Source organism: Ruminococcus sp. OM06-36AC (genome assembly GCF_003438725.1).
Classification (GTDB): domain Bacteria; phylum Bacillota; class Clostridia; order Oscillospirales; family Ruminococcaceae; genus Ruminococcus_C; species Ruminococcus_C callidus.
This window is the reverse complement of sequence record NZ_QSTT01000001.1, coordinates 260,358-273,419: the sequence shown is the minus strand read 5'-3', so window position 1 is coordinate 273,419 and position 13,062 is coordinate 260,358. Positions and strand designations below refer to the sequence as shown.

General features: G+C 52.0%; 8 protein-coding genes. 7 read left to right on the top strand and 1 reads right to left on the bottom strand.

Going from position 1 to position 13,062, the window contains the following annotated elements:
* The first annotated feature begins 72 nt into the window (after positions 1 to 72).
* Positions 73 to 1,860 (top strand): leucine-rich repeat protein, encoded by a 1,788-nt coding sequence (locus DXB92_RS01225; protein WP_181976840.1) that lies wholly within the window; start codon positions 73 to 75, stop codon positions 1,858 to 1,860.
* Between the two features lie 70 nt (positions 1,861 to 1,930).
* Here DXB92_RS01225 and DXB92_RS14310 read toward each other — a convergent pair whose 3' ends face one another.
* Positions 1,931 to 3,124 (bottom strand): glucosaminidase domain-containing protein, encoded by a 1,194-nt coding sequence (locus DXB92_RS14310; RefSeq protein WP_117731907.1) that lies wholly within the window; start codon positions 3,122 to 3,124, stop codon positions 1,931 to 1,933.
* Between the two features lie 343 nt (positions 3,125 to 3,467).
* Between DXB92_RS14310 and DXB92_RS01215 the strand changes: the two genes are divergently transcribed.
* The 6 genes from DXB92_RS01215 (at position 3,468) to DXB92_RS01190 (ending at position 13,001) form a co-directional block, all read left to right on the top strand.
* Positions 3,468 to 3,968, top strand: coding sequence for an HD domain-containing protein (locus tag DXB92_RS01215; protein ID WP_117731905.1), 501 nt, complete (start codon positions 3,468 to 3,470; stop codon positions 3,966 to 3,968).
* A 3-nt stretch (positions 3,969 to 3,971) separates the two neighbouring features.
* Complete coding sequence (locus tag DXB92_RS01210; protein WP_021683142.1) at positions 3,972 to 4,562, top strand: putative ABC transporter permease; 591 nt, start codon at positions 3,972 to 3,974, stop codon at positions 4,560 to 4,562.
* Between the two features lie 379 nt (positions 4,563 to 4,941).
* Positions 4,942 to 5,403: a MarR family transcriptional regulator gene (locus DXB92_RS01205; RefSeq protein WP_117731903.1), complete on the top strand. Its 462-nt coding sequence runs from the start codon at positions 4,942 to 4,944 to the stop codon at positions 5,401 to 5,403.
* Positions 5,396 to 7,726: an ABC transporter ATP-binding protein gene (locus tag DXB92_RS01200; protein ID WP_021683145.1), complete on the top strand. Its 2,331-nt coding sequence runs from the start codon at positions 5,396 to 5,398 to the stop codon at positions 7,724 to 7,726. The genes DXB92_RS01205 and DXB92_RS01200 overlap by 8 nt, the downstream gene beginning before the upstream one ends.
* Positions 7,716 to 9,539, top strand: coding sequence for an ABC transporter ATP-binding protein (locus DXB92_RS01195; RefSeq protein ID WP_242986578.1), 1,824 nt, complete (start codon positions 7,716 to 7,718; stop codon positions 9,537 to 9,539). Before DXB92_RS01200 ends, DXB92_RS01195 begins: the two co-directional genes overlap by 11 nt.
* Positions 9,540 to 9,845: 306 nt before the next feature.
* Positions 9,846 to 13,001, top strand: a complete 3,156-nt coding sequence (locus DXB92_RS01190) for a YfhO family protein (protein ID WP_117731901.1) — start codon at positions 9,846 to 9,848, stop codon at positions 12,999 to 13,001.
* The last annotated feature ends 61 nt before the right edge of the window (positions 13,002 to 13,062 follow it).

Genomic DNA, 13,062 nt, shown 5'->3' with positions numbered 1-13,062 from the left:
GACTTTTTCGGTGGGATATGGTATACTGTGATTGCAAGTATTTTGCAACGAAAAAGAAACGGAGGCATGAAGATGAAATTGTGGAAAAAAGTTTTGTCGGCGGCGACCGCAGGGGTGCTTTGTCTGGGCAGCGTGGGCGTGACTGGCATGCAGAGCGTGCTGGAAAGCGTGGGTGCGGTGCTGTCGGCGAGTGCGAAAGTGCCATATGAGTACGATGGAATTTATGGGGATTTGTATTATTCTATAGCAGATAATGGTGAAATCAAAATAATGGGTTGTAATGAAGATGCTGTGACTGTAGAAATTCCGTCGGAGATTGATGGGAAAACTGTAACGAGCATTGGAGATAATGCTTTTTCTGACTGTAGAGGTTTGACCGAAATCACGATACCGGACAGCGTGACGAGCATTAGAACTGGTGCTTTTTCTAACTGTAGTGGTTTGACCGAAATCACGATACCGGACAGCGTGACACGTATTAGAAATAGTACTTTTTCTGGTTGTAGCAGTCTGATTGAGATCATGATGCCGGACAGCGTGATGAGTATTGGAAATAGTGCTTTTTCTGGTTGTAGCAGTTTGACTGAAATTACGATACCGGACAACGTGACTATGATTCAGGCATATGTTTTTTCTGGCTGTAGCAGTTTGTCCGAAATTATGATACCAGATGGTGTGACAAGCATTAATGAGGATGCTTTTTCCGGCTGTAGCAGCCTGAAAAAAATCATGATGCCGGACAGCGTGACAAGCATTGGAGAAAAGGCTTTTTATGGCTGTAGTAGTCTGACTGAAATCATGATACCGGACAGTATGATGAGTATTTGGGCATATGCTTTCTGTGACTGTGGTAATTTGACTGAAATCACGATACCTAACAGTGTGACGAGTATTAAAGGAGGAGCTTTTTCTGGTTGCAGCAGTTTGACCGCGATTACAATACCAGATAGTGTGACGAGCATTGAAGAAACGGTTTTTAGTGGCTGTACTAATTTGACCGCTGTCACAATACCGGATAGTGTAACAAGCATTGGAGGTGGTGCTTTTTCTGACTGTAGCAGTCTGACCCAAATCGCAATACCGGACGGCGTGACGAGCATTGGCGATTGGGCTTTTCAAGACTGTAGCAGTCTGACCGAAATCACGATACCGGACGGCGTGACAAGCATTGGAGAATGTGCTTTTGTTGGCTGTAGCAGTCTGACCGAAATCACGATACCGGACAGTGTGACAGGTATTGGAAGGGCTACTTTTTCTGGCTGTAGTAGTCTAACCGCAATCACAATACCGGACAGTGTGTGGATTATTGAATCGTATGCTTTTTCCGATTGTGATAACTTAACCATCTATGGCTACGTTGATTCTTACGCACAGGAATATGCAACAGAAAACAATATTCCCTTTGTAGCACTGGACAAGCCAACTACTACCACCACAACAACTGAAATCACAACCACCACCGAAGAAACAACTACCACAGAAGAAACTACAACGACAGCAACAGAAACACCGGCGACAACCACCACAACCGAAACCACAACTATCACAGAAAAAATTACAACGACTACAACAGAAACAACCGCTACAACAACAACCACCACGCCGACGACACCCACTCTTTCCAAGGGCGACGTGGACAACAGCGGCGGCATTGACTCCACCGACATCTTCTACACCATGCTCTACATTGCCAATGTCGCCGTAGGCAATGACGGCGGACTGACAGCTGAACAGATCGCCGCCGCTGATGTAGACGGCAACGGCATAGTGGATTCCACCGACAGCTTCTACATCATGTACTACGTGGCTCTCCACGGGGCAGGACACAACACCTCTTGGGAAGAAGTCCTTGCGAAGTAACAACGCATTATAACAACATAGCAAAAACCGGCTCCCGCATTTCTCATGCAGGAGCCGGTTTTCGATTTTCTTACATTTGCAGAATCGCCGTCAGGATTCGCAGAATCTTTGCCCCGTAGCCGGCACCGCCTGCCCAGCCCCTGCCGTGGGGATTCTCCGGAATCCCCAGCCATTCCACATAGGGGGCACAGCCCCGCTGCACATACCGGAAGCGGTCGTCCACGCAGGCCTGCTGCAAGGCTGCCGTGCTGGCATAGGCTTTCAAGTGCTGGATCTGTGCACGGATTCCCAGCTGCGGCGTGGCAAAGGAATTGCCTTTTATCCCATTGCTGGTCACGCCCATGCCGCAGAAATTGTTCTGCTCCAGCGTCACCGCCGAGCCACGAAAGGTGAAGTTCCCCGTTTCCAGACAGGACTGTGCAAAGGCAATGTCCCCGCGGATCCCTTCGGCAGCCCCCTCGCTCAGGTAGCAGGGGATCATGTCCAGTACGCTCTGTGCCACATTGGGATTCACTGTACGGAGATAGGCGGTCATCTGTGCGGCAGTCGCCTGTGCCGTGCCGGTGATCGGCGTGAGTTCGGTGGTCAGCCTGCCGCTGGCATCGGCACGGTAGACCACGCCGTCCAGCGTCACGGTGCGGCTGCAAACCAGCTTGCCGTCCTCGCCGAAATAATACAACGCCCCGTCGATCTCTTGCAGCCCCAGCAGGGCGGTTTCGGTGTCCTTGCTGAAGTAGTAGCTGCTGCTGCCGTCCGTCTGCCAGCCGGTTTGTATCTCGCCCTCTACATTATAATAGGAAAGGCTGCCGTCAGAAAAGGCGTGTATCCCTGTGTCCTGCATGCCGTATGTTTCCGAGAAGCTGTAGCGGTGTCCGTCGATTTCCTGTTCGCCGGTTTCTTTCAGTCCGCTGTTGTCGGTGTAATAGCGGTAGCCGCCGGACTCCACCCAGCCCAGAACCAGTTCGCCGGTTTCCGGATCGTAGTACCGGCGTTCTCCGTCAACTGTCCGCCAGCCGGTTTTCTGGGTGCCGGTGTAGTCGAACAGATAGGCGGTGCCGTCTATGGTGACTTCGCCGGTGACCGGTGTTCCGTCGGCATCGTAATAGCAGCGGCTGCCGTCCCCGCGGGTTTCCCATGTGCCTTGGGTGGTTGCGGTTGCCACCGGTACGGCAGGGAAGTCCTCCGCCGCTGCGGAAACACCGCCCAGCAGACAGGCAGTCCCCAGCCCCGCGGCAAGTGCCAGCCAGAATGGAAAATGTTGCAAAATAAACCTCCTTGAAAAAAATTGGATTTTGCGTTCGTTATCTATTTTACCATGCTTTTTGCGGAATTGCAAGTGCTTTTTAGCATATTTGTACGATAAAGTGCTGCTGCATGCAACGGAAAAATCGAGATTTTGTCAAAATTACGGGGGGAACGGCGAAAACCGGCTTGTTCTTTGGCGGAATTGTCGAAAAAAATAACGCAGACTTTGTTGACAATACGGCAAAAATCCGCTATAATGTAGGAGAACAGAAGTAATAGGATAAGATTGAGGAAAACAGGGGGATACCGGTGGGAGAACGCACCGGAGGAAATTGCTGCGATCTTTGCAGCAGGAGGAATTTATGTCTTTACAGGAAAAAGAAACACTGGAACTGGCACAGGCAAAAATGCAGGAATATTTGCAGGACAATGCGGTCTGCTCCATGGACGAGTATGTTCAGCACGGAACGACCAGCACATTACAGCACTGCCTTTCGGTAGTGCGGATCAGCTGTGCCATTGCCGTTGGTCTGCATATCCATGTAAATTATGAAAATCTGATTCTCGGGGCACTGCTCCATGATTTCTACTTGTACGACTGGCACAACCATGTGGACGAGGGTGTGCTCCACGGCTTTGCACACCCGCACATTGCCTGCAAAAATGCGGCAATGCGATTTCATGTCAATGCAGAGGTGCAGCATATCATCACCACACACATGTGGCCCTTGACGCTGCGGTTTGTGCCCCGTTCCAGAGAAGCGGTGATTGTCTGCCTTGCGGACAAGTACTGCTCCACGCTGGAAACGGCAGCGGGCATGGTTCATGCAGCGGTAGCTCTGTTCCGGAAAAGGAGGGTCTGACAGATGGTATACAATTTAACAGAATGTGCTGCCCTTTTCTTCGCCTATGCCGCCATGGGCTGGTTTATGGAAGTCTTGTACATGGGCGTGCGGGAACGGCATCTTACCAACCGCGGTTTTCTGCTGGGACCCTGCTGTCCGATTTATGGAGCCGGCATGCTGGGCATCACCCTGCTGTTTCAGGGCAGCCACTACGGCTATTGGCACGTGTTCTTCTCGATCATTCTGCTGTGCAGTCTGCTGGAATACGCAGTCAGTGCCCTCATGGAACGAGTGTTCCACACACGCTGGTGGGATTATCACGATATGAAGTTCAACATTCACGGACGGATTTGTCTGGAAACCATGCTGCCGTTCGGACTGCTGGGCACATTTGCCCTCTATCGCATCAATCCGTTTCTGATGATGCTGTTTCACCGGATCCCCGGCTATGTTTCTGGAAAACTGGTGACTGGTGTAGTCGTTTTGTTTCTGGCAGATCTGGTCATTTCTGTTTGCGTGCTGCGGAATCTGTCCCTGCCGGACGGTGATGCAGACCATACCGCAGAGATCTCCCGCCGCGTCTGGGAAGATCTGAAAAAGCGGCTGGGTTAAGGCGATACCGCACAAAGAGCGTCTAGCGACTTTGCACGCCATCTGCTTGCAAATTTTCCGTCATATTTCACAAAAATGCTCGTGAATATAGCAAGTATTCACTCCGCTTTTTGTTTCATCTGACGAAAAATTTGACAACGCATCTGTCGCACAATCTTTGTGCGGTATTGCCTTAAGAGTTTGTTCTGATTTTTTTGTGGTTCTGAACAAATTGAATAAAACTTTTTCGTGCATTCTGCTGTGCTTTGGCGGAATGCACTTTTTTGTGTCAGGCAGATGAAAACTGCAAAATCCCCTTGACAAAGTAAATAGCATGCGTTATAATAGAACAAAGTTATTTCATAACAATGTTATTGAATACAAATAGGAGGTGGAACACTTGAAGTGTGATGCAAAAACATTTTTCGGGGTGATAAATGCGTTTCGCAGTCTGAATCTGTTTTCGCTGCTGCCGCTGTCCCGACAGGAGTATATGGTGATGTTTGTAATTGCCGGACAGCGGAAAACCAATCCGGAGGGCAGCACGGTGTCTATGGTGACACAGAAGATGCACGTGCCCCAGCCGGCAGTTTCCCGCACGCTGCGTGGGCTGGAAAACGACGGTTATATCTGCCGCGAAGTATGCCGCACTGACCGGCGGAATACCTATGTGACACTGACGGCTGCCGGCGAGGCAGAGGTGCAGCGGGCGAATCAGCTGTTGGAGGATTTTCACAGGGGGATTCAGAAACGCTTTACACAGGAAGAAGCCGACCAGCTGATGGAACTGCTTCAGCGGCTCTATGCGGCGGCCTCAGAGGAACTGGAGGAAATGAAAGGAGAGAGAGCGATCAATGGGTAAACTTTTCAAAAATCTGAAACCCTACTGGAGTTCCGTGTTGCTGATCTTGGTGCTGTTGGTGGTACAGGCATTTTGTGACCTGTCCCTGCCGCAGTACACTTCGGATATTATTGACACCGGAATCCAGAACAGCGGCGTGGAACACATTCTGCCGGAACAGATCACGGCAGAAGAATTCGAAAACGCCCAGCTTTTCATGACGGAAAGCGAAAAACAGAAGTGGCAGAATGCCTATGACGGAGAACAGAGAAAGGAAAGTCTGTCGGGCAAAGATCTGGACGAACTGGACAGCGACCTGCTGGTACCGGTGCTGCTGAACTATCAGATGTCCATGATGAGTGAGGACAGCTTTCGGGAGATGCTGGCACAGCAGCAGACTGATCCCAACGCGGCGGCTCAGATGGAACAGATGACCGTGGAGGAACTCGGTGCTGCCATGGGCGTAGAACTGCAACCGTTTCAGCGGACAGAGGAGGACAGCGACGGCAACTCGTCCACAGTGACTTGTGTCGATGTCCGCCCCGTGTTTGCGGCAATGCAGCAGAGCGGACAGCTCAATGAAGATACAGTCACCCAGATGCGTTCCCAGCTGGAAGATATGCTGGACACTATGGGGGATTCGCTGGTACAGTCTATGGGCGTTGCCTATGCGGTGCAGTGTGACAAAGACGCAGGGCTGGACATAGACAAGATCCAGACCAGCTATCTCTGGCGAACCGGCAGCAAGATGATGGCGATGGCATTTGCCATGATGGCTGCGGCGATTTGTGTTTGTTATGTGGCTTCCCGCGTGGGTGCCGGTGTCGGACGTGATCTCCGCGGCAAGGTGTTCAGCCGTGTCATGCAGTTTTCCAGTGCGGAAATGGATCAGTTTTCCACTGCTTCACTGATTACCCGAAGCACCAATGATATTCAGCAGGTGCAGATGGTTACGGCGATTTTCCTGCGAATGCTGCTGTATGCTCCGATTCTGGGCATTGGCGGCGTTCTGAAAGTGGTACACACCGGAGCCGGCATGGGCTGGGTCATTGTACTGGCAGTGCTGGTAATTCTGGGAATCGTCGGCGTGCTGATGGCGATCGCTATGCCGAAGTTCCAGAAAATGCAGGTGCTGGTGGATAAGGTGAATCTGGTTTCCCGTGAGATCCTGACCGGACTGTCCGTCATTCGGGCGTTCGGACGGGAAAAGACCGAGGAAGAACGCTTCGACAAGGCGAACCGCGACCTCACCAAGACCAACCTGTTTGTCAACCGTGTCATGACCTTCATGATGCCGGTGATGATGCTGATCATGTACAGCCTGACCATTCTGATCGTGTGGGTCGGTTCTCACCGCATTGACGGCGGCTCTATGCAGGTCGGCTCTATGACTGCATTCATTACGTATGCGATGATGATCGTCATGTCGTTCCTGATGCTGACCATGATGTCCGTCATGCTGCCCCGTGGTTCTGTGGCAGCCAAACGTATTGACGAAGTGCTGCAAACCAAGACCTCTGTACAGGAAACAGCACAGCCGAAACATTTGCAGGACAGCAAGGGCGTGCTGACCTTTGATCATGTCTGCTTCCGCTATCCGCATGCGGAGGAGAACGCTCTGACAGACCTTTGCTTCACGGCAAAGCCCAACCAGACCACGGCGATCATCGGCAGCACCGGCTGCGGCAAGTCCACACTGGTGAACCTGATTCCCCGTCTGTACGATGTCACAGCAGGCAGCATTACGCTGGACGGCGTGGAACTGCGTGACCTGCCGCTGGAAGAACTGCGGCAGCAGATCGGTTTTGTTCCGCAAAAGGGCGTGCTGTTCTCCGGTACCATTGCCAGCAACCTGCGGTTCGGCAATCCGGACGCTTCCGATGCAGAAGTACAGCAGGCGGCGGAAATTGCACAGGCAATGGAATTTATCCAAGAGAAGCCCGACCGGTTCGACAGTACCATTGCACAGGGCGGTACCAATGTTTCCGGCGGACAGAAACAGCGTCTGACTATCGCCAGAGCCATTGCCAAGCACCCGAAAGTGTTCGTCTTTGACGACAGCTTCTCCGCACTGGATCTGAAAACCGATGCGGCTCTGCGAAAGGCACTGGGAGAACAGGTACAGGACAGCACCATGATCATCGTGGCACAGCGAATCAGCACCATTCTCCATGCTGACCAGATTCTGGTTCTGGAAGAAGGCAAAATTGTCGGCAAGGGCACCCATGAGGAACTGCTGAAGAACTGTGAGGTATATCAGCAGATCGCCAAGTCCCAGCTTTCCCCGTCGGAACTGGGCTTGGAGGAAACACCGGAGGAAGGAGCGATGACAGATGGCGAATGAAAGACGGCGTATGGGCGGACGCGGACAGATGCCGGTAGAAAAGGCGAAGGACTTTAAAGGCTCTATTGGCAAACTGTTTGCATATATGAAGCAATATCATGCCGCAGTGGCCGTGGTAATTTTGTGTGCAATTGCCTCCACCGTGTTCAGCGTGATCGGACCGGACATTCTGGGTAAGGCGACCACGGAACTTTCCAACGGACTGCTGGCGAAGATTCAGGGAACCGGCAGCATCGATTTCACCAAGATCGGACAGATTTTGCTGTTTGTGCTGGGACTGTATCTGCTGAGTACTCTGTTCGGCTTTGTGCAGGGCTGGCTGATGACCGGTGTCACACAGAAAGTCTGCTACCGCATGCGGAAAGACATTTCGGAAAAAATCGACCGCATGCCAATGGCATATTTTGAAAGCCGTACCTACGGCGAAGTGCTGTCCCGCATCACCAACGACGTGGACACACTGGGACAGAGCCTGAACCAGAGTATCACCCAGATCATCACTTCCGTGGCGACTATGGTCGGCGTACTGGTAATGATGCTTCGTATCTCGCCGCTGATGACTCTGATCGCTGTGGTAATTCTCCCGATTTCCGTAACTCTGATTTCTCTGGTGGTGAAAAAATCCCAGAAGTACTTCAAGCAGCAGCAGGAATATCTGGGACACATCAACGGACAAGTGGAAGAAACCTACGCCGGTCATACAGTGATTCAGGCGTATAATAAGGAAAAGGACATGGTGCAGCAGTTTCAGGAAACCAACGATACCCTGTACCACTCCGCATGGAAATCTCAGTTCCTGTCTGGCTTGATGCAGCCGATCATGATGTTCGTGGGCAATCTGGGTTATGCCGCTGTGGCACTGTCCGGCGGTCTGCTGGCGATTCGCGGCACGATCACCATTGGTGACATTCAGGCGTTTATCCAGTATGTGAAGAACTTCACCCAGCCCATGCAGCAGATCGCACAGGTACTCAATCAGGTGCAGTCTATGGCTGCGGCAAGCGAACGTGTCTTTGAATTCCTCGAAGAAGCGGAAGAAGTGCAGACAGCAGAGCACCCGCTGGAACTGGCAAACGTGGAGGGCAATGTTGATTTTCAGCATGTTTCCTTTGGTTACCAGCCGGAGCAGTGCGTTATCCACGATTTCAGTGCCAAGGTAAAGTCCGGACAGAAGATCGCCATTGTAGGTCCCACCGGTGCCGGAAAAACCACAATGGTGAAACTGCTGATGCGGTTCTATGATGTCAGCGGCGGTGCGATCCTGCTGGACGGCCATGATGTGCGGGACTTCGACCGCCACAAGCTGCGGGAATCTTTCGGCATGGTGTTGCAGGACACATGGCTGTTTCAGGGTACCATTATGGAGAATATCCGGTACGGCAGACTGGACGCGACAGATGAAGAAGTCATTGCCGCCGCAAAGGCTGCTCATGCGGACAGCTTTATCCGCCAGCTGCCGGACGGCTACCAGATGGAACTGAACGAAGATGCCAGCAACGTTTCACAGGGACAGAAACAGCTGCTCACCATTGCCCGTGCCATTCTGGCGGACAATCGGGTCATGATTCTGGACGAGGCGACCTCCTCTGTGGATACCCGTACAGAAATTCTGATTCAAAAGGCAATGGATCACCTCATGGAGGGCAGAACCAGCTTTATCATTGCCCACCGGCTGTCCACCATTCGCAATGCCGATATGATTCTGGTCATGAAGGACGGGGACATCATCGAGCAGGGCACCCACGAAGAACTGCTGGAGAAGAACGGCTTCTATGCCGATTTGTATCGTTCACAATTTGCCCAGACCGCATAAGGCGGTACCGCACGAAGAATAGCATTCCCTTGAAAATGCCTCGTACAGCGTTGTGCTGTGCGAGGCATTTTTGCATTTGCAGGGAAATTTTGCAGGGCAGGCGGTTTTCGTGGTTTTTATGGATTTTGGGATATGGCTTTCGTACTTTTCCGTGTTTTTTGCATAAAAAGGGCTTGCCAAACGGGAAAGATTGTGCTATAATGTTGGTATCTGTTGTTCTGTCCGCAGGAGGGGAACGGCGGAACACACTTTCCGGATTCTGTTGCTGGAATCCGGCGATCATCTTATCATTTAAGGAGGACTTTCATGGCAACCACCAAAATCCAAGCTGCCACACAGACTGCGAAACGCAGTTTCAGTGCCGGCAGTGTCATCTCTGCAATCGGCAGATGGATCGTCCGGAACCGGATCTATCTCATCGCCTTTGCCATTCCGGCTGTGCTGACCTATCTGGCATACGCCCTTTTCGGACTCTACCCCTTTGGCGAAGAATCCGTGCTCTGTCTGGACCTGAACGGACAGTATGTGTATTATTTCGAGGCACTCCGTGATGCGTTCTGGGGTGACGGCAGCATCTTCTACAACTGGTCGCGAAATCTTTCCGGCGAGTTTATGGGCATTATCGGCTATTATCTGGCGAGCCCGTTCACGCTGATCGTCATGCTCCTGCCGGAGAAATTCATGCTGAGCAGCCTGCTGATCATGCAGCTGTGCAAGCTGGGTGCAGCCGGTGCAACATTCAACTACTTCTTACAGAAACGCCGCGGCGTACAGCCGTACCCGTCACTGCTCTTCTCCACCATGTATGCGATGATGGCATACGGCGTGATCCAGCTGATCGACCCCATGTGGCTGGACGGTCTGGTATTCCTGCCGCTGATCATGCTGGGCATTGAATATCTGGTCGACGACGGCCGCCGGCTGAATTTCATCATTCCGCTGGCACTGATGTGTGTGGCAAACTTCTACATCGGCTACATGATCTGCTTCTTTGTGATCCTGTACTTCCTGTTTTATCTGTGCTTCGGCTCGGACAAGAAGCGGAAGGGTTATGACTATTTCACCGCGTTTGTACGGATCGCGTATTCTTCCGTCATTGCACTGGCATGTGCGGCATTCATGCTGCTGCCGGTGTACAACGCTCTGAAACTGGGTAAGTTCGAATTCACAGATCCGGACTACAGCTTCCGGTTCCAGTCGTTCCCGCTGAGCAAGAAACTGCTGGAAAATGCACAGGATTCGCCGCTGCTGGTGTTCCTGTGTGATCTGCTGGACATGTTCCCGCAGCTGTTGCCGGCACAGTATGACTCTGTAAACGTACAGGGCAAGCCGGAAATCTACTGCGGTCTGCTGACCTTGGTGCTGCTGCCCCTGTTCTACCTGAACAAAAAGGTCAACCGGAAAAAGAAGATCGGTTACTCTCTGCTGATCGCTGTAATGGTAATGTGCATGCTGATCACACCGATAGACATGATGTGGCACGGCGGACAGGTGCCGAACTGGCTGCCGTTCCGCTATGCATTCCTGCTGTCCTTTGTGTTCCTGACCATGGCGGCAACTGCATTCGCAAACCGCGACGGTATCGAAAAGAAGCATCTGATCGGATCGGCAGTGATAATGGCGGTCATCATTGCCATTGTTGCCGGTCTGAAATTTGACCAGATGGCAAAGGGTGCTGTCTGGATCTCTGCGGCACTCATGGGCATTTACCTGATCCTGCTGTACTTCATGCTGGGCGGAAAGATCACGCAGGGCAAGCGTGGCGTAAGCGTTGCCCTGACCACTATGATGCTGATCATGGTAGGCGGCGAAGCAACCTACAACGCTGTAGATTCCATGAAGGACATCGACAAGGAAGTGGCATACTCCACCCGTGCCTCCTATCAGAACTACGTGCAGAACGGACGTGCGGCAACACAGATGCTGGAGGAAAAGGACGACGGCTTCTACCGTGCGGAAAAGACCTTCTTCCGCTGTGTCAACGATAATGCGGCATTCGGACTGAAAGGTATCTCGCACTCCAGTTCTGTTATGAACACCCGTGCCATCAATTTCATTGAAACCTTGGGTTACTGCATGCACAGCTACTATACCCGCTATGACGGCAACACCGAAATTGCGGACTCTCTGCTGGGCATCAAGTATGTGCTGGACCGCGGGGAAAGCGGCGATCAGAACCGCCGTCTGAATCCGGCATATGAAGCACGCTGGGCATACGACTATACCAACGAAAATGGTACTGCAAAGACCATTACTGCTTATGAAAATACCAATGCTCTGTCTATCGGCTACATGGTAGACGAGGATGTGCAGAAGATCGATCATCTGGGCAACGACAATCCGTTCAACAGCCAGAACATCTTCATGAGCACCATGAGCGGACAGACCACATTTGACGAAAACGGACAGTTCCAGAGCTGGCACGAGTATTACACACCGCTGAATCTGGCAGAAAATCCGATCGTCAGCGATGCGATCACCACAAGCCCCTACGGCGAACAGACCAAGTATGACGTGACCGGCGACGGTGACCCCACTGTGGACTTCCACTTGGTGGCAGAGTCCAACGAACCGATCTACATCTACTTCAAGACCGAGTTCCAGAAGAAAGTCAACCTGTGGATGTCCACATGGAACGACAGCGAATGGAGCGAGGCAGAAAACGGCTGGAAGGAATCCAACAGCGGCGACTTCACTTGGAAAGATGCCGATGAATACGCTAAGAACAACGGCGGCTTCCAGTCTATGGGCGAATACTTCGAGGGCGATAACTACATTGCCCTGCGTCTGGGTACCTTTGAGCCGGGCACGAAGATCACCCTGCGTATGACCATTGCCAATGAGGAAAAGTTCACCATTGTCAAGAACTTCCTGTTCTACACCTATCATCCGGACGTATTCCAAGAGGATATTGACATTCTGAAGCAGAATCAGTGGCAGATCGACACCAAAAAGAGCAACGACCGGAAGCTGACTGGTACCATTACCGCAGAAGAAGGTCAGATCATGATGACTTCCATTCCGGATCAGCCGGGCTGGACCGTCAAGGTGGACGGCAAGAAGGTCGATCAGGTGGCAATCGTAGATGCCATGATCGGTGTGCCGCTGTCTGCCGGAGAACATACCGTGACCATGACCTACACACCGCCGGGGTGGTGGATCGGCATGGGCACACTGGCAGGCGGCATTATCCTGATCGTGCTGTTCTGGTTCGGTGACCGCAAGCGGTATGCTGCAATGCTGGCAGAGATCGAAGCTGAAAAGGAACGGGAACAGCAGCAGGCGAAAAAACGCGTGAAGCTGAAGTCCGGTACCAAGGACAAGGCAAATGACGACTCTCCGGAGAAGCTGCTGGAAAAACTGGAGGCACTCCACCAGCAGGGCATTCTGGACGACAAGGAATTTGCAGCCAAAAAGGCGGAAATTGAAAAGAAAAAGAAAGCGGACGGCAAACAGACATAATCGTTGGTTTGCCTAAGATACGCTGAAAACAAGAAACGGCTCTGCCGCAGGGAAATTCCTG

Excerpts from the sequence above, each read along its gene's own strand:
- DXB92_RS01210 (WP_021683142.1), top strand. The coding sequence starts at position 3,972 with ATGGTATACAATTTAACAGAATGTGCTGCCCTTTTCTTCGCCTATGCC.
- DXB92_RS01195 (WP_242986578.1), top strand. The coding sequence starts at position 7,716 with ATGGCGAATGAAAGACGGCGTATGGGCGGACGCGGACAGATGCCGGTA.
- DXB92_RS01215 (WP_117731905.1), top strand. The coding sequence starts at position 3,468 with ATGTCTTTACAGGAAAAAGAAACACTGGAACTGGCACAGGCAAAAATG.
- DXB92_RS01225 (WP_181976840.1), top strand. The coding sequence starts at position 73 with ATGAAATTGTGGAAAAAAGTTTTGTCGGCGGCGACCGCAGGGGTGCTT.
- DXB92_RS01200 (WP_021683145.1), top strand. The coding sequence starts at position 5,396 with ATGGGTAAACTTTTCAAAAATCTGAAACCCTACTGGAGTTCCGTGTTG.
- DXB92_RS01190 (WP_117731901.1), top strand. The coding sequence starts at position 9,846 with ATGGCAACCACCAAAATCCAAGCTGCCACACAGACTGCGAAACGCAGT.